Origin of the sequence: Mycolicibacter hiberniae, from assembly GCF_010729485.1 — a bacterium.
GTDB classification, from domain to species: domain Bacteria; phylum Actinomycetota; class Actinomycetes; order Mycobacteriales; family Mycobacteriaceae; genus Mycobacterium; species Mycobacterium hiberniae.
This window is the reverse complement of record NZ_AP022609.1, coordinates 2,700,620-2,715,741: the sequence shown is the minus strand read 5'-3', so window position 1 is coordinate 2,715,741 and position 15,122 is coordinate 2,700,620. Positions and strand designations below refer to the sequence as shown.

Annotated in this window: 18 protein-coding genes; 7 read left to right on the top strand and 11 right to left on the bottom strand. The window is 70.1% G+C overall.

Going from position 1 to position 15,122, the window contains the following annotated elements:
- Positions 1-18: 18 nt before the first annotated feature.
- Genes G6N14_RS12830 through cobC form a run of 3 tightly spaced genes read right to left on the bottom strand, consistent with a single transcriptional unit; the run spans position 19 to position 2,431 of the window.
- On the bottom strand, positions 19-456 hold the full coding sequence (locus G6N14_RS12830; protein WP_109559757.1) for a GNAT family N-acetyltransferase: 438 nt from the start codon (positions 454-456) through the stop codon (positions 19-21).
- Complete coding sequence (locus G6N14_RS12825; protein ID WP_085135134.1) at positions 453-1,391, bottom strand: cobalamin biosynthesis protein; 939 nt, start codon at positions 1,389-1,391, stop codon at positions 453-455. The genes G6N14_RS12830 and G6N14_RS12825 overlap by 4 nt, the downstream gene beginning before the upstream one ends.
- Positions 1,388-2,431, bottom strand: a complete 1,044-nt coding sequence (gene cobC, locus G6N14_RS12820) for an Rv2231c family histidinol phosphate aminotransferase CobC (protein WP_234808862.1) — start codon at positions 2,429-2,431, stop codon at positions 1,388-1,390. Before cobC ends, G6N14_RS12825 begins: the two co-directional genes overlap by 4 nt.
- Before the next feature lie 184 nt (positions 2,432-2,615).
- Between cobC and G6N14_RS12815 the strand changes: the two genes are divergently transcribed.
- The 5 genes from G6N14_RS12815 to G6N14_RS12795 all read left to right on the top strand — a co-directional run bounded on the left by G6N14_RS12815 (position 2,616) and on the right by G6N14_RS12795 (position 6,201).
- Positions 2,616-3,413, top strand: a complete 798-nt coding sequence (locus G6N14_RS12815) for a dienelactone hydrolase family protein (protein ID WP_085135132.1) — start codon at positions 2,616-2,618, stop codon at positions 3,411-3,413.
- 152 nt (positions 3,414-3,565) lie between these two features.
- Positions 3,566-4,132, top strand: a complete 567-nt coding sequence (locus G6N14_RS12810; protein WP_085135131.1) for a DUF7676 family protein — start codon at positions 3,566-3,568, stop codon at positions 4,130-4,132.
- Between the two features lie 120 nt (positions 4,133-4,252).
- Positions 4,253-5,089: an SH3-like domain-containing protein gene (locus tag G6N14_RS12805; RefSeq protein ID WP_085135130.1), complete on the top strand. Its 837-nt coding sequence runs from the start codon at positions 4,253-4,255 to the stop codon at positions 5,087-5,089.
- 24 nt (positions 5,090-5,113) lie between these two features.
- Positions 5,114-5,839, top strand: coding sequence for a thiocyanate hydrolase subunit gamma (gene scnC, locus G6N14_RS12800; protein ID WP_085135129.1), 726 nt, complete (start codon positions 5,114-5,116; stop codon positions 5,837-5,839).
- Between the two features lie 92 nt (positions 5,840-5,931).
- The gene (locus G6N14_RS12795; protein WP_109559765.1) at positions 5,932-6,201 is read left to right on the top strand and encodes a thiocyanate hydrolase; all 270 of its coding nucleotides are present in this window, start codon (positions 5,932-5,934) and stop codon (positions 6,199-6,201) included.
- Between the two features lie 4 nt (positions 6,202-6,205).
- Here the strand turns inward: G6N14_RS12795 and G6N14_RS12790 are convergent, their stop codons facing one another.
- Entirely contained in the window at positions 6,206-6,865 is a 660-nt protein-coding gene (locus G6N14_RS12790; protein WP_085135128.1) for an enoyl-CoA hydratase-related protein, read from the bottom strand.
- Positions 6,856-7,473, bottom strand: a complete 618-nt coding sequence (locus G6N14_RS12785; protein WP_085135127.1) for a TetR/AcrR family transcriptional regulator — start codon at positions 7,471-7,473, stop codon at positions 6,856-6,858. Before G6N14_RS12785 ends, G6N14_RS12790 begins: the two co-directional genes overlap by 10 nt.
- Positions 7,474-7,551: 78 nt before the next feature.
- Here G6N14_RS12785 and trpS point away from each other — a divergent pair, with 78 nt between their 5' ends.
- Both trpS and yhjD read left to right on the top strand, forming a co-directional pair.
- A complete protein-coding gene (gene trpS, locus G6N14_RS12780; protein WP_085135126.1) occupies positions 7,552-8,571 on the top strand; it encodes a tryptophan--tRNA ligase in 1,020 nt (339 codons plus the stop codon).
- Positions 8,568-9,461 (top strand): inner membrane protein YhjD, encoded by an 894-nt coding sequence (gene yhjD, locus G6N14_RS12775; protein ID WP_085135125.1) that lies wholly within the window; start codon positions 8,568-8,570, stop codon positions 9,459-9,461. The genes trpS and yhjD overlap by 4 nt, the downstream gene beginning before the upstream one ends.
- A gap of 26 nt (positions 9,462-9,487) precedes the next feature.
- Here yhjD and G6N14_RS12770 read toward each other — a convergent pair whose 3' ends face one another.
- The 6 genes from G6N14_RS12770 to G6N14_RS12745 form a co-directional block, all read right to left on the bottom strand.
- Positions 9,488-9,775 (bottom strand): GNAT family N-acetyltransferase, encoded by a 288-nt coding sequence (locus G6N14_RS12770; RefSeq protein WP_085135124.1) that lies wholly within the window; start codon positions 9,773-9,775, stop codon positions 9,488-9,490.
- A gap of 9 nt (positions 9,776-9,784) precedes the next feature.
- A complete protein-coding gene (gene nagA / locus G6N14_RS12765) occupies positions 9,785-10,909 on the bottom strand; it encodes an N-acetylglucosamine-6-phosphate deacetylase (RefSeq protein ID WP_085135123.1) in 1,125 nt (374 codons plus the stop codon).
- Positions 10,906-12,315 (bottom strand): sugar porter family MFS transporter, encoded by a 1,410-nt coding sequence (locus tag G6N14_RS12760; RefSeq protein ID WP_456085367.1) that lies wholly within the window; start codon positions 12,313-12,315, stop codon positions 10,906-10,908. The genes nagA and G6N14_RS12760 overlap by 4 nt, the downstream gene beginning before the upstream one ends.
- 45 nt (positions 12,316-12,360) lie before the next feature.
- Positions 12,361-12,756, bottom strand: a complete 396-nt coding sequence (locus tag G6N14_RS12755) for a DUF4345 domain-containing protein (RefSeq protein ID WP_085135121.1) — start codon at positions 12,754-12,756, stop codon at positions 12,361-12,363.
- A complete protein-coding gene (locus tag G6N14_RS12750) occupies positions 12,750-13,973 on the bottom strand; it encodes a D-alanyl-D-alanine carboxypeptidase family protein (protein ID WP_085135120.1) in 1,224 nt (407 codons plus the stop codon). Before G6N14_RS12750 ends, G6N14_RS12755 begins: the two co-directional genes overlap by 7 nt.
- Before the next feature lie 81 nt (positions 13,974-14,054).
- Positions 14,055-15,047, bottom strand: coding sequence for an SMP-30/gluconolactonase/LRE family protein (locus tag G6N14_RS12745; protein ID WP_085135119.1), 993 nt, complete (start codon positions 15,045-15,047; stop codon positions 14,055-14,057).
- Positions 15,048-15,122 lie beyond the last annotated feature (75 nt).

The window sequence follows — 15,122 nt, the reverse complement described above, 5'->3', positions numbered from 1 at the left end:
TCGCCGATCGCAGGCGTCTCAGTCCCGGATGTGGGTCAGCCGATAGCGGCGTTCCATGTAGGTCGCATCGGGCGCGCCGAAACCGAACTGCTCGTAGAGGCCATGCGCATCGGCGGTGTGCAGCGTCCACCGGAAGTCCCTGCCGGGGCCCTCGTCGATCATGGTGCGCAGCAGGCCCTTGCCGATCTGCAGGCCGCGCTGGTCCCGCGCTACGTAGACGTCGGCCAGGTAGGCGAAGGCGACACCGTCGGAGACGGCGCGGCAGAACCCGACCATCGCGCCGTCGCCGGACCGGTAGGCGCCCACCGTGCGCCACGCACTGTCGAGTTGGCGGTCGAACATCGCACGGGTGCGGTACTTCGCCCAGTAGGTGTGCTCGACCATCTCGGCCCACAACCAATCCCGGTCGACACGCACACCGTCGGTCGAGAACTCGATGCCGTCGGGGGACGTCATCCCTGCCTCCTCATCCTGTCCCGCGCCACACACCACGCCACCGCGGTGAGCAGGGCGCCGGCGTTCACCCGCCGCGCCAACCGCACCGTGGGCGCGATGTCGCCGGGCGCCGGCGCCCGACCGTAGCCCATCGGCGGGCGGTGTTCACACCGATCGCCGTAATAGTTGTTGACCCCACCGAACCGCAGCCCCAGCGCACCGGCGAAGGCCGCCTCGACCACCCCCGCATTGGGGCTGGGATGGTGCCGCGCATCACGGCGCCAGGCGCGCAGCGCGCCATGCGGATCGGGTCCGAGCGCAGCGGCCAGGGCAGCGCTGAGCCGTGCGGCGGGAAATCCCAGCGCGTCGTCGAGCCGGGCCGCCGCCCACCCGAATCGGGCGTAACGGGCGTTGCGGTGACCGACCATGGCATCCAGGGTGTTGGCGGCGCGGTGCGCGAGCAGGCCCGCAACGCCCCCTCCGGCGCCCCAGAACAACGAGGCCACCACCGCGTCGGAGGTGTTCTCCGCCACCGACTCGACGACCGCGCGGGCAATCTCGTCGGGACCCAGCGCGGCCGTGTCCCGGCCCACGAGGCTGCGTACCCGCACCCGAGCCGACTCGACGTCGCCGGCGTCCAGCAGATCCAGCACGGCTTCCGCCTCGCGCTCCAGGGAGCGCCCGCCGAGCACCACCCAGGTGGCCGCCGCGGTCGCTGCCGTGCTGGCCCAGGGGATGCGGATCCATTGCTGCGCCGCATATCCCAGCCCGACAGCGCCACCGACCAGCAGCGCCACGTGGCCCAGTCCGGCGGCCCGGCTGTCACGGTAGGTCCGCCGCTCCAGCGCCTGGGCGCACGTCCCGAAACCGGCGACCGGATGCAGCCTGCGCGGATCGCCCCAGGCCTGGTCGGCGGCGAAGCCGAGCGCCAGCCCGAGCGCCCTGGCCGGGATCACCGCAGGATCCCGTCGAGGGCGCTCAGCAGCTGATCGGACATCGGTGGGGGACGGACGGCGATGCGCACCCAGGTGTCATCCAGCCCCGGAAAGCTGTCGGCCCGGCGCACCGCAATCCCGTTCGCGCGCAACGACTGGTGTAGGCCCCGGCCGACCTGGGCCAGCACAAAGGGCGCCGCGCCCGCGACGAGCCGGATCCCGCGGGAGGTCAGTCCGTCGGCGAGGTGCGCCCGCCAGCTCGCCAGCTGCCCGGCCCGGCGGTCGCCTTCGCGCAACGCCCGCTGCTCCGAGCAGGCCAGCATGGCGGCCAGTGCCGGAGCGGACACCGACCAGGGGATCTGCAGTCGGGCGGCCTCGGTCAGCAGCGCCGGGTCGCCCAGCAGATATCCGGCGCGTATCCCCGGAATCGACCAGTGCTTGGTCAGGCTGCGACTCACCAGCAGACCCGGTCGCCGTTGGCCGGCGAGCGTCTCCGGCTCGCCGGGGACCGCATCGAGGAACGCCTCGTCGACCAGCACCACCCGGCCTGGTCGCAGCAGCGCGCACAGCGTCGCCGCCGGGTGCACGATCCCGGTGGGATTCGTCGGGTTGCCGACGACGACGAGGTCGGCGTCCGCAGGTATCGCGTCGGGGTGCAGCGCAAAACCGTCGGTGTCGTGACACAGCACTGTGGTGACGGTGTGGCCGGCGGCGACCAGCGCGGCGTGGGGGCCGGTGTACTGCGGATGCACCACCACGGGACGGCGCCAGGGGCGCGCTCGCGCGACCAGGTCGAAGGCTTCCGATGCACCTGCGGTGGGCAGCACTTCCGCGGCGTCCAGACCGTGGCGGGCGGCCAGCGCGGCGCGGGCCGGCGCCGTCTGAGGGTAGGAGCGGGCGGCGTCGAGCGAGGCGTGCAGGGCGTGCTCGAGCCAGTCCGGGCGTTGCCCGGCGTAGACGTTGACCGCGAAGTCGAGCAGGCCGGGCCCGGCCTCGCTGTCGCCGTGATGGTGCAGATCCGGTTCGCTCAGCCCACTCACCCCATCGCCGCGCTGTGGCATGGATACTCCGCTCGTATGGCCGGCGACGCGAAGCAGGTATTCAGTCGGCGACCGCGCGTACCGGGACGCGCCGCAGAGCGGCATAACGGGCCTGGGCTCCAGTCACATACCGCGTGCCTGGCGCTTCGCGCCGATACCCTAACACTCGGGCCGCGGACGCCGGCCGAGAAAGGGCACAGGGCCAATGAGTGCACCCCAAGCAGACCTGACCGGATGGGTCGCCGAGTCGTTCACCGGCGGCGAGTTCACCCACGACGTGTACCGCAGGGGCGAGGGTCCCGGGGTGGTGCTGATCCCCGAGATTCCGGGGGCGCACCCGGGGGTGCTGGCCCTGGGAAATTACTTGGTGGACAACGGGTTCACTGTCGCCATCCCGTCACTGTTCGGTCGCCCGGGCAAGGCGATCACCCCCGGCTATACGTTGGCCACACTCACGCGAGCCTGTGTGGCAAGGGAATTCGCCGCATTCGCCACCGACAAGCAGCGGCCGGTGACCCAGTTCCTGCGGGCGCTGGCCCGAGACCTCAACGCCAAGACCCCGGGTAACGGTGTGGGAGTGATCGGGCAGTGCCTGACCGGCGGCTTCGCGCTGGCCGCCGCCGTCGACGACGCCGTGCTGGCTCCGGTGCTCAGCCAGCCCTCGGCGCCGATTCCGCTGACACCGCGGCAGCGCCGCGACCCCGGACTCAGTGCGGCGGAGTTGGACCGGGTCGCCGACCGGGCCGCCAACGACGGGCTGTGCGCGCTGGGCCTGCGGTTCAGCGAGGACAAGATGGCGCCGCGCGACCGCTTCGCGACGCTCAAGGCGCGACTCGGGGACGCCTTCGAGGTGATCGACATCGACTCCTCGCCGGGCAACCCCGACGGGCTTTCCCGGATGGCGCACTCGGTGCTCACCGATCAGGTCCGCGAGGTCGACGGCCACCCCGCCTACGAGGCACGCAAGCGCGTGGTGGCATTCCTCACCGAGCGGTTGACCTAGCTTGGGTGCGAACTCGCCCGATACGCCCACGGTCCGGCCACCGGTTTCGGTACTGTGAAAGGGCCGCCGACCGGGGAGTGAGCGGCGCGCCTGACTGTCCTGGCCGGTACGCCTTCAGCGTGCTGTCGACCGGACAGAAGAGGTGGATCGACATGACCCAGACTCAGCTCGTCGAACCCGCCATTGTGGAAGCCGAAGGCGGTGGCACAGAACATATTTGGCCGCTTCCGGTCGGCAAGGCCGACCTTCTGAAGCTGTTGCACCTGTGCTTCGACGAGTACTGGGACGAGATCTGGTTCGGGACCATCATCCAGGGTGCCGCGTGGGAGGTGGTCGCCCCGAACGCGCCCAAGAAGATCTCGGTGGCCGACGGGTACGCCACCGTCGACTTCGGCCGCTGGCACTTCCATCTGTGTATCGGCAACCACGTCGGGGCGCCCCGGGAACTACGGAAGATCCGCCAATGTTCCCGCGCGGAGCTGTACCGCTTCTTCGGGCGCGACGGCGATCCCTCGTCGTGGGGGGTGCGGCTGTTCAACGGACGCGACGAACAGATGATGACGGTGCTGCTGCCGAACCCGTTCCTGACCAACGATCAGCAGATCCGGGCCGAACCGGCGTGGGAGCAACTTGAGCTGTGGGACCGGCTGCGGTCGGAGTTCCTCGGCTTGGGACCGGATCCGCTGGACCGGACCGGCAGCCGCATCACCTGCGGCTGAGCCGGCCGAACGAACCTTTATCCCGGCCCGTCTCGCGGGTTATGCTGTGGGATCAGCGCGTGACAAGTGTGGCCGTGGGCCGTAGTCAATGCGGCCGGCGACCGGTATCGAGGATCGCCCATGGGAAAAGCTGCCGAACGCGAAGAACAGCTCTCGTTGCTATCCAGGCTGCGCGTTACCTTTCCGGAGGATCCGGAATGGCCCATGCCGGATCAGGTCAGCCGGGATCACTACTGGGCCTATCTCAAGACCAGCCACGACGTCGGTGGGGAACCGGCCGCCCCGGGGGTCTTCGAGAACAAGGAGGAAGAGCGCTGGGAACTGATGACCTACGTCATGTGCGAAACGCTCGGGTGGCGCGGGATCTGGGTCTCTGAGGAACGCCGGCGCATCGGCAACGTCGACGTAGGCCGGGCGGTGTATCTCGGGCTGCCCTACTACGCCCGTTGGCTGTGGTCGGTGGGCCGCGTGCTGATCGAGAAGAAGCACATCACTTCCGGTGAGCTGACTCAGCGCCTGGCCCAGGTGTATGACCGGTTGGCCGGGCTGCCGGCCGGTGCCCATGTGGATGCCCAGCCCCGCTGCGAAGGCGACGGTTCCGCCGTCGCCCGCAATAAGCACCACCAGGACGCGGTGGGCATCGGCGATCCGCAGAAGTTCGCCGGGCTCGCCGCCCCGGCGCGCTTTTCGCTCGGTGATCGGGTCCGGGTGCGGAATCTGCCGGTGATGTTCTACACCCGCACCCCCGAATACGTGCGGGGCGCCACGGGCACGATCGCCGAAGTCGCCTACGAGAGCCCGGCCCCCGAGGACGAATCGTGGGCCCGCGAGGACGCCCGACCTGAGTGGTTCTACATCGTGCGGTTCAACCAGACCGAATTGTGGGATTCCTACACCGGGCCGGCCCACGACAGCCTGCAGACCGAACTTCCCGAACGCTGGTTGGAGCCGGCCTAACACCTGCGACCGAAAGGCCCGACCATGCCCGATCACGATCACGATCACGATCACGCCCGCACGGTCAAGCCGATGGTCGAAGAGATCACCGACTTCGAAGTCCTGGAGATCGCGCTGCGTGAACTGTGTATCGAAAAGGGGTTGTTCACCGCCGAACAGCATCGCCATCTCACCGAGTACGCCGAGAACATCGGCCCGACCGCGGCCGCCCGTCTGGTCGCCAAGGCTTGGGTCGACCCGGATTTCAAAGCCGCGGCTCTGGCTGACCCGATCGCCGCATGCAAACAGGTGGGTGTGGACTGGCTTGAACCCACCGGGTTCGGCACGCCCAGCGACTTCGTCGCGTTCCACATCCTCGAAGACACCCCCGCCGTGCACCATGTCATCGTCTGCTCGCTGTGCTCGTGCTATCCGCGGCCGATCCTCGGGAACTCCCCCGAGTGGTACCGCACCCCGAATTACCGGCGCCGGATCGTGCGCTGGCCGCGGCAGGTGCTCTCCGAGTTCGGGCTCGAACTCGGCGAGGACGTCGAAGTTCGGGTGGAGGATTCCAACCAGAAGCACCGCTTCATGGTGATGCCGATGCGGCCGGCGGGAACCGAGGGCTGGACCGAGGACCAACTCGCCGAGATCATCACGCGGGACTGCCTGATCGGTGTCGCGTTGCCCAGGCCCGGGGTGAGCCGCAACGTCATCACCAAGACCCGCCCGGCGAACAACCCGGTCGCCGGCAGCGGTGCGCCGTCGTGAACTCCGCCGTCTCCGGTCGGCAGCCTGAGGTGGCTGCTGAGGTCATCGCGACCTTGGCCGAGATCGCCGAAAGCACCCAGTCCTGGCCTGTCATGGCGGCCAAGTACGGCGTCGAAAACCCCTTGCCGCCGTGGAAGACCAGTCTCGATGGGATGTGCGATGCCCTCGATGCCGGGGACTTCGGCTTCCAGGACCGCCGCGACGAGGAGGACGTCCTGTCGGCGACCCGCTATCGGCAGTTGCCGTTCCCGGAGAGCCAGCTGGTAGCGCTGGCGCACTCGCTGATCGCCCGGGGGGTGATCGGCGAAGCCGAGCTTGCGCAACGTCTCGCGGCGGTCCGCGCCCGGCTGGAAGCGGGCTGAGGCCTCAGGATGTCAGGGCCGCCACGGCCGGGCCGAACATGGTGGCCTTGATCGCGCCGAGTGTGCCCGGGTCCTTGCCCATCAGCGGCCGCAGCACCTCGACCGCGGCCGGGGTCACCGCGCCTTGGCCGGCGGTGGCGTCCACGATCGCGAACCGTTCGGCGTCCACCCCGCCGAACCGGCGACCGGTGGTCATCGACGCCACCTGCGCCTGCGGGTCGAGCTTGGCCTGGATCAACGCCGCCATTCCCGGGGTGAACGGGATCCGGATGTCGACCTCGGGCAGGCAGAAGAAGCCGCGGTCGGCGCGCATCACCCGGAAGTCGTGGGCCAGTGCCAGCATGGCGCCGGCCCCGAAGGCGTGGCCGACGACGGCCGCCGCGGTCGGCATGGGCAGGGTCAGTACGCGCGCCAGCAGGGCCTGCACCCGTCCGACGTACCACCCGGTGCGCTCTCCGTTGGCCATCAGCCAGTCCAGGTCCAGGCCGTTGGTGTAGAACTTGCCGCCGGCCGTGGTGACCAGGCCGTGCGCCTTCCCCGCGGCGTTGGCGGCCAGCACGTCGTCGAGGACGCGATCGATTTCGTCGAGGAAGTCGGGGGAGAACCGGTTTTCGTCGTCGCCGAGGTTCAGTACGGCGATGGTGTCGTCATAGCTCAGGTCCACTTCGCGGGTTCCTCTCTGTGGGGTGGCCCGACCGACAGCACGGCGCGGACCGCCGCCTGCAGGTGGGCTCGGGCGGCATTGCTGCCCAGTCGGTTTCGGTTCACGATGACGGCCGTCGGCAAGTCGACCACACAGGTGGTGATGGTGTCGACGGCGGTGGCGTCGCGGCGCTTCCACAAGGCGTCCGCCAGCGCGATGAGCACACCGACGAACTCGCTGCCGATGCTGCGCAGTTGCTCGCCCAGCGCGGCGGGCAGGGTGTCGTCGGCCAGCTCGTCGCGCCGAATCGCGAAGAGCAGCGCGCAGGCGTCGGGATGGCGTTCGGCGAACACTGCCGGAGCCTCGGCCGCGGCGATCACCGCCGCATGGGGGTCCGAGGCGCCGCCGATGAGCTCGCCCTGGACCGCCAGGAAGCGCCGGGCGGCCCGCAGCCACGCGGCGGCGATGAGCCCGGCGCGGGATCCGAACGCGTGATAGACCGCGCCGTTGGAGGCGCCGGTGTCGGCACTGACCGCGCGAATGGTCACCGCGGCGGGGCCGGACCGCGCGGCGAGGGACTCGACGGCGTCGAGCACCCGGTCGTGGTCGTAGACGCGCGGGCGGGGCACCGGCTCACGGTAACAGAGCGCCTGCTCTGTTACCACTGTGCGGCCGGTCAGACCCCGGCGTGACAGGATCAAGCGATCATGAGCACTAGCCCGTCGCGCCCCGTCGTATTCTCCGGTGTCCAGCCCACCTCCGACTCGCTTCACCTGGGCAACGCCCTCGGTGCGGTCGCCCAGTGGACCGGCCTGCAGGACGACAACGAGGCATTCTTCTGTGTCGTCGACCTGCATGCGATCACCGTGCCGCAGGACCCCGCCACGCTGCGCCGGCGCACCCTGGTGACGGCCGCCCAGTACCTGGCGCTGGGAATCGACCCGGCACGCAGCACCATCTTCGTGCAGAGCCACGTACCGGCTCACGCCGAGCTCGCCTGGGTGCTGGGCTGTTTCACCGGGTTCGGTCAGGCCTCGCGGATGACGCAGTTCAAAGACAAGTCGCAGAAACAGGGCGCCGACTCCACCACCGTGGGTCTGTTCACCTACCCGGTGCTGCAGGCCGCCGATGTGCTGGCCTACAACGCCGAACTGGTGCCGGTGGGCGAGGACCAGCGCCAGCACCTCGAGCTCGCCCGCGACGTGGCGCAGCGCTTCAACGCACGGTTCCCCGACACCTTCGTCGTTCCCGAAGTGATGATCCCCAAGGCCACCGCCAAGATTTACGACCTGCAGGATCCCACCGCCAAGATGAGCAAATCGGCTGCCACCGATGCCGGCCTGATCAGCCTGCTCGACGATCCGGCCAGGAGCGCCAAGAAGATTCGTTCGGCGGTCACCGACTCCGAGCGTGAGATCCGCTACGACCCGCAGGCCAAGCCGGGCGTGTCGAACCTGCTGACCATTCAGGCCGCGGTCACCGGCTCCGACATCGACACCCTGGTGCGCGGCTATGAAGGCCGCGGCTACGGCGACCTGAAGAAAGAGACCGCAGAGGCGGTGGCCGAATTCGTCACGCCGATCAAAGCGCGGGTAGACGAGTTGCTCGCCGATCCCGCCGAGCTGCAGGCCGTGCTCGCGGCCGGGGCCCAACGGGCGCGTGCGGTGGCCACCGCGACCATCGAGCGGGTGTACGACCGGGTCGGGTTCCTTCCGCCGCCGGCATGAGTAAAGCCGTGACCGACCGCTCCGAGCCGGGCCTTCTGGCCCGGCTGCGGTCGCGCTACCGGTGGCTGGATCACGTGGTGCGTGCTCAGGAACGCTACGACGAGTGCCAGGGCAACTTCTTCGCCGCCGGGATGAGCTACTACACCATCTTCGCGCTGTTCCCGCTGGCGATGGTGGGGTTCTCCGTCGGCGGCTTCCTGTTGTCGCGGCGGCCCGAGGTGCTCGACGAAGTCGAGCGCCGGATCAAGCACTCCATTCCCGGCGAGTTCGGTACCGAGCTGGTCACCCTGATGGACAGTGCGATCGCCTCACGTGCGTCGGTGGGACTGATCGGTTTGGCGGCCGCCGGGTGGGTGGGCCTGACTTGGATCTCCAACCTCCGTGAGGCTCTCTCGGCGATGTGGGAGAAGCGTTCGGACAAGCCGGGTTTCGTCTCCTCGAAGCTGTCCGACCTGCTTGCCATGGTGTGGGCCTTCGGCGCCATGCTGGTCACCCTCGCGTTGACCGCCCTGGCCGACCCGAAGCTGATGCGAAATGTCTTGCGCTGGATAGGGGTTCCCGACTTCACGCTGTTGGGCGGGCTGCTGCGGGTGGCGTCGTTGATGATGGCGGCGGGCGTGTCCTGGCTGCTGTTCACCTGGATGATCGCCCGGTTGCCCCGCGAATCGGTGAGCCTGCACAGCGCCATGGAGGCCGGTGCCATCGCCGCGGTGGGCTATGAGCTGTTCAAGCAGGCCGGCTCGGTGTATCTGCAGTCGGTGATCAACGGACCGGCCGGCGCGGTCTTCGGACCGGTGCTGGGCCTGTTGGTGTTCGCCTATATCACCGCCCGGCTCGTCCTGTTCTCCACCGCGTGGGCGGCGACATCGACGGAGCGCCGCAGGGGTTGAGGCCGCCGGGCCGGTGCCGACGTCGACTAATCGGCCGCCGGGTCCACGAGGTCGGCGTACTGCGGGTGTTTGGCGATATAACCGGCCACGAACGAACACGTCGGGACCACGCGTTTGCCGGCTGCCCGGGTGTCGTCGAGGGCGGCACCGATCAGGGTGCCGGCCAGCCCGCGTCCCCCGAACTCCTTCTCGACCACGGTGTGATGGAAGATTCGCTGGTCGCCGTTCTCGATGTAGTCGGCGAACCCGGCCTGTTCGCCGTCAACGATGATCTGGAACTGCCGGTTGTCGTGGGTGACGGTCGGTTCGCTCATCGCCGCAGCCTAACTCAGCCAGGCCCCGCGCCGCATCACCTGACAGACCCGCCAATCCCGGTCCAGTACCACCAGGTCGGCGTCGCGACCGGTGGCCAGCACACCGGTCCGGTGCAGCCCGATGGCGCGTGCCGGGGTGGCCGAGGTCATCCGCACCGCGCCGGCCAGCGCCGCGTCGTCTGCTCCGAGCAGGCGCACAGCGGTCGCGAACAACCGGTCCATGGTGGCGGTGCTGCCCGCGATCGTGGCGGTGCCGCGCAGCCGGGCCACTCCGTCGGCGACGTCGACGGCGAGCCCGCCCAGACTGAACGCGCCGTCGCCGGCGCCGGCGGCGGCCATGGCATCGGTGACCAGGGCGACCCGGTCCGGACCGGCGGTCGCCACGACGTGCCGGATCGCGCCCGGGTGCAGGTGCACGCCGTCGGCGATCAGCTCGACGGTGACCCGGGGGTCGTCCAACAACGCCGGTACCGGTCCCGGCTGCCGATGATGCAGTGCCCGCATCGCGTTGAACAGATGCGTGCCGACGGTCGCGCCGGCGTCGACCGCCGCCTGGGTCAGCTCATAGTCCGCATCGGTATGACCCACCGCCACAACGATTCCCGCCTCGACGAGGCGACCGATGGTGGCGATGGCGCCGGGCAGTTCGGGGGCCAGGGTGACCATCCGGATGGCGCCGTCGCCGGCGGCCAGCAACGCATCGACCTCGGCGTCGGTCGGGGCCCGCAGCTGTGCGCTGTCATGCGCACCGCAGTGCAGCCGGCTCAGCCAGGGGCCCTCCAGGTGGATCCCGTCGACCACCCCGCGGGCGGTGGCCGCCGCCAGGCGGCGGACCTGGGCCAACAGAGCATCCGGGCCGGCCGTCACCAGGCTGGCCAGCCCGCCGGTGGTGCCGTGGGCGGCATGCAGCGCCGCCGCCCGATCCGGGGCGTCGGCGTAGGAGACGCCAGCGCCGCCGTGGCAGTGCATATCGACGAAGCCCGGCACCACCACCCGATCAACCAGCTCGAAGTCCGGCCCGGTCGGCGGCCGGCCGGACCCGCAGGCCACGATGCGCCCGTCGAGCACCGACAGCCAACCCGGCCGGTGCACCCGGTCGCCGAGCACCACCGCGCCGGCCGCGATAACGGTCACGCCGGGGCCTGCCCCTCGGCGAGGAGGACGCCGGGCTGCTCCGGCGGCCACCGTCCGTCGTTCTCCCAGAAATGCCGGATGTCTTCGAGCTGGCGGCCTTTGGTCTCCGGGGCGCAGCGGTAGACGAATATCAGGCTCAGTAGCGCCAACCCGCCGAAGACCGCGAAGGTCCCGGCTCCCCCCAGCGCGTTGAGCATGGTCAAAAACACGGCGGCGACCATCGCATTGGCCACCAGGTCGGAGGTCAGCATCGCCGAGGATCCCAGCGACCGCATTCGCGCCGGCAGGCTTTCCCCGGCGTAGACCCAGACCAGCGAACCGAATCCGAAGGTGTAGCCGACGGTGAACAGCAGCACCCCGCCGAACTTGATCGCCGCGGCGGCCGCGCCGAACGCCTCGCCGGCGGCGAACACCGCGACCAGCACCAGGTTCGCGGCGACCATGGCGGCGATCCCCGACAGCAGGATCGGTCGCCGGCCCACCCGGTCGATGATCGTCAGCGACACGATCATCGCCGCCAGTGCGGCGACCTGTATCAGCGCCGGCAGGATCAGCAGCGCGAAATCGCCATGAAATCCCATCTTCTCGAACAGTCGGGGGCTGTAGTAGACGATCGCGTTGATCCCGGTGATCTGGATGAAGAACCCCAGCGTCACCACGAACAACGTCGCCCGCAGGTAGGGCGGCCGCAGCATCTCGCGCAGCACGCCGAGACCGCCGGACTGTTCGGCGCGCAGGGTCCGGCTGATCTCCGCCAGCTCGCGGCGTGCGTCGGCGCCGGGTTCGATCCTGCGCAGGGTCCGTTCGGCGTCCTCGACGCGGCCCTTGAGCAGATACCAGCGGGCGGTGTCGGGAATGCGGGTCAGCATGCAGGTCACCAGCACGGCGGGCACCGCGGCCAGGCCCAGCATCGCCCGCCAGTTGCCGGTTCCGGCGTACAGGTAGGCGACCAGGTAGCCGGCGATGATCCCGATCACGGTGGCCACCCCGTAGGCGACCAGCAGGGCGCCGCGGGCGTGGGCCGGCGCCGACTCGGCCACGAACACCGGGACCACCACCACCGACACCCCGATGGTGATGCCGAGCAGCAGTCGCGCCACTGTCAGCGTCGACACCGACGTGGCTGCCGCCCCCAATATCGCGAAGACCGCGTAGCCGATGGCCACCAACACCATCGAACGCTTGCGGCCGATCGCGTTGGCCAGCCAGCCACCGGCCATCGCGCCGCCGATCTCGCCGAGCACCGTGGCCGTGGTGATCATCTCCTGCTGTGCGGCCGAGACTCCGAAATCGGCCTCGATGAACAGCAGGGCGCCGGCGATGTTGGACAGGTCGTAGCCGTAGATGATCCCGACGCTGGCGGCCGCCACACCCACCAGCAACGCCAGCGGCGAGGAGCGGCGCAGTTCGGCGATTCGGCCCATCTGGCTCACGGTAGGTGATGCGGTCGGTTACCGACGCTGCGGCACCGGAGGCTCGGCCAGCGTCGCGTACCAGTAGGTCAGCCCCGCCGCGGCGAACTCGACGGCACAGGAGACGATGAAGACCGGATGCGGCATGCCGACATCGGCCATCGACATCAGCCGGGACACCCCGAGCAGGGCCATGGTGGCCGCCAGCAGGCGAACGGCTCCGGCTGGGATGGGGCAGCGCCGGAACGCCTCGAGGTAGCCGACCCCGAAACCGATGAGCAGCGCGCCGGCCGCCCGGCTCTCGCTGTCCACGGTCGCGTTGACGGCTTGGGCGTCCGGAATGGCGTCCAGCGAGAACGCCATCCGGCTGACCCCGATCCCGATCAGCAGCAGCCCGGCGAGCCAGCCGAAGATCCGTAGTGCCCTGATCACCACGCCGGGCCCCTACCGGGGCGGCGGTTCACCGCCCGGGCTCCCATGATGAGCGCGAACACGATGACGGTCCCGACGATGCCCACCCCGACGCGCACCGGCACGGAGTCGTCGGACGGGCCCAGCGCCATGGCCTGCGGGCTGGGGACCTCGGCCGGGCTGCGCGGCGCCACCAGCGCCGGGTCCGGCTCGATCAGCGTCCCGACCCGGGTGCCGGACGGCACGGAGAAGCCGTAGTCGAGCAGTTGGGCGGCTTGCTGCCAGGGCGGGATCGGTTGGCGGGTACCGCGCAGCAGCACCGCTACCAGGCGGCGCCCGTCGCGGGTGGCGGCGCCGACGAACGTCTGTCCGGCGTCGTCGGTGTAGCCGGTCTTGCCGCCCAGGGCGCCGGGGTAGTTGTAGAGCAGCTGGTTGTCGTTCTCGAGTTGGTAGCCGGGCGTGTCCTCGTAGCCGGGGAAGTCGAAGGTGCGCGTCGCGACGATGTTGGCGAACGCCGGATTGTTCCAGGCATAGCGGTAGAACAAGCCCATGTCGTAGGCCGAGGTGCTCATGCCCGGCCCATCCAGCCCGGAGGGGGTGGCGGCGCGGGTGTCGCGGCCGCCGAGCCGGGCGGCCAGGGTGTTGATCTTGTGCAGCGCCACATCCATCCCGCCCAGTTGGACGGCCAGGGCGTGCGCGGCGTCGTTGCCGGACCCCATCAGCAGGCCGTGCAGCAACTGGTTGACGGTGAAGCGGCCGCCGGGGCCGACGCCGACCCGGGTGCCCTCGGCGTTGGCGTCTTCCTGGGTGCCGATCACGACGGCGTTGGGGTCCAGCTCGTTGAGCGACGCCATGGCTGTGAGCACCTTGATCACACTCGCGGGCCGGTGCCGCCCATGCGGATCGCGCGCGGCGATCACCGCGCCACTGTCCAGATCGGCCACCAGCCACGCCTCCGCGGAGACGTCGCCGGGCACCGGCGGGGTACCCGGTGCCACCACGATCCCGCAGCCGGCCAGGGCGTCGCCGCCGACCGGGGTGGCCGGTACCGGCAACGGCAGCGGGGGATCACCGGCCTGCGGTACCTCGGAGGCGTCCACGGCCGGCGGGGTGCTGACCCGGTATGGGCAGCCGGCCGTCCCGGCGTTGAGGCCCGGGGTGGGATCTGCCATCGCCAGGGGAGCGCCGGTGACCAGGAAACCCACCGCCACCACGGCCGATAACGAGCGTAGGAAAGTCATCGTGTGTGCAGGCTAGGCGACGACGGGGGTAAAACCGGGAAGCCACGCTGTGGCTGGTGGGGCGCAAGTTACAGCAGGAGGTTACAGCTGGAAATACGCCAGGCCCGGGCCCGCGATCCGGCCCAGCCAGAGCCGGCCGTCGCTTTCCACCACCCCGGTGGCCAGTCCGAAGTCCGGGTGTTCGGTGCGGAACTGGGCGAGCACCCGCCCGTCGACGGCGTCGAACCCGACGACCCACACCACCGGGGTCGGATCGGGCAGCCAGCGGTAGGGCAGCGCCAGCCACATCAGTTGGCGCAGTATCGGGGCGCGGGGGCTCAGCCAGTCCGAGAGCGCGTTGCGATCCGAGACCATGGCCACCCAGATCCGGCCGTCGCTCCCGGTGGAGATGTTGTCGGGATGACCGGGCAGGTCATCGGCCAACGGGGTGATGCAACCCCGGCGGGGGCCGGTCAGCCAATACTTGGACAGCCGCCGCCCGGTGCTCTCGGCGAACACCACAGCCGATTCGTCGGCAGTCAGGGTGACGCCGTTGGCGAAGTGCAGCCCGGTCACCAGCACGCTGACTGTGCCGTCGGGATCGCGCCGCAGCAGGGATCCGCTGCCGCGGGCCTCGATCACCGAGCCCTTGTAATGCTCGTAGCGGAACCGGCTGGTCGATTCGGTGAAATAGATTGTGCCGTCCGAGCACTCGACAGCATTGGAGCAGAATGTCAGCGGCTTTCCGGCCACTTCGCTCACCAGGGTCTCCAGCTGCGCGGTCTGCGGGTCATAGCGCAGCAGGCCGCGGTGGCTGTCGCAGATCAGCAGCCGCCCGTCGCCGGTGAAGGCCAGTCCCAGCGGGCGCCCGCCGGTGTCGGTCACCACCCGCGGCGCCGTGCCGTCCGCGCCGACGGCGATGATCCGGCCGTCTTCGACGCCGGTCCAGATGGTGCCGTCGGCGGCGGCCACGACGTCCTCGGGCGCGGTGCCGGGAATCGGGACCAGCCGCAGCTCCGGCGCCGGATCCGGCGGCGGCAGCGGGCGCGACGGTGGAGGTTGCCAGCGGACGGGGTCGATACGTGGCTTGCGCACCGCGCAATTGTGGCCTGGCCCGGTGCGCCGCGCTACCGCGGCGGCCGCGGGCCGGGCTCGGGTTTATCCGGCCTC

What these genes read in the sequence shown, in the direction of transcription:
- G6N14_RS12830 (WP_109559757.1), bottom strand. Translation starts at nt 456, where the DNA reads ATGACGTCCCCCGACGGCATCGAGTTCTCGACCGACGGTGTGCGTGTC.
- cobC (WP_234808862.1), bottom strand. Translation starts at nt 2,431, where the DNA reads ATGCCACAGCGCGGCGATGGGGTGAGTGGGCTGAGCGAACCGGATCTG.
- G6N14_RS12815 (WP_085135132.1), top strand. Translation starts at nt 2,616, where the DNA reads ATGAGTGCACCCCAAGCAGACCTGACCGGATGGGTCGCCGAGTCGTTC.
- G6N14_RS12810 (WP_085135131.1), top strand. Translation starts at nt 3,566, where the DNA reads ATGACCCAGACTCAGCTCGTCGAACCCGCCATTGTGGAAGCCGAAGGC.
- G6N14_RS12805 (WP_085135130.1), top strand. Translation starts at nt 4,253, where the DNA reads ATGGGAAAAGCTGCCGAACGCGAAGAACAGCTCTCGTTGCTATCCAGG.
- scnC (WP_085135129.1), top strand. Translation starts at nt 5,114, where the DNA reads ATGCCCGATCACGATCACGATCACGATCACGCCCGCACGGTCAAGCCG.
- G6N14_RS12795 (WP_109559765.1), top strand. Translation starts at nt 5,932, where the DNA reads ATGGCGGCCAAGTACGGCGTCGAAAACCCCTTGCCGCCGTGGAAGACC.
- trpS (WP_085135126.1), top strand. Translation starts at nt 7,552, where the DNA reads ATGAGCACTAGCCCGTCGCGCCCCGTCGTATTCTCCGGTGTCCAGCCC.
- yhjD (WP_085135125.1), top strand. Translation starts at nt 8,568, where the DNA reads ATGAGTAAAGCCGTGACCGACCGCTCCGAGCCGGGCCTTCTGGCCCGG.
- G6N14_RS12770 (WP_085135124.1), bottom strand. Translation starts at nt 9,775, where the DNA reads ATGAGCGAACCGACCGTCACCCACGACAACCGGCAGTTCCAGATCATC.
- G6N14_RS12750 (WP_085135120.1), bottom strand. Translation starts at nt 13,973, where the DNA reads ATGACTTTCCTACGCTCGTTATCGGCCGTGGTGGCGGTGGGTTTCCTG.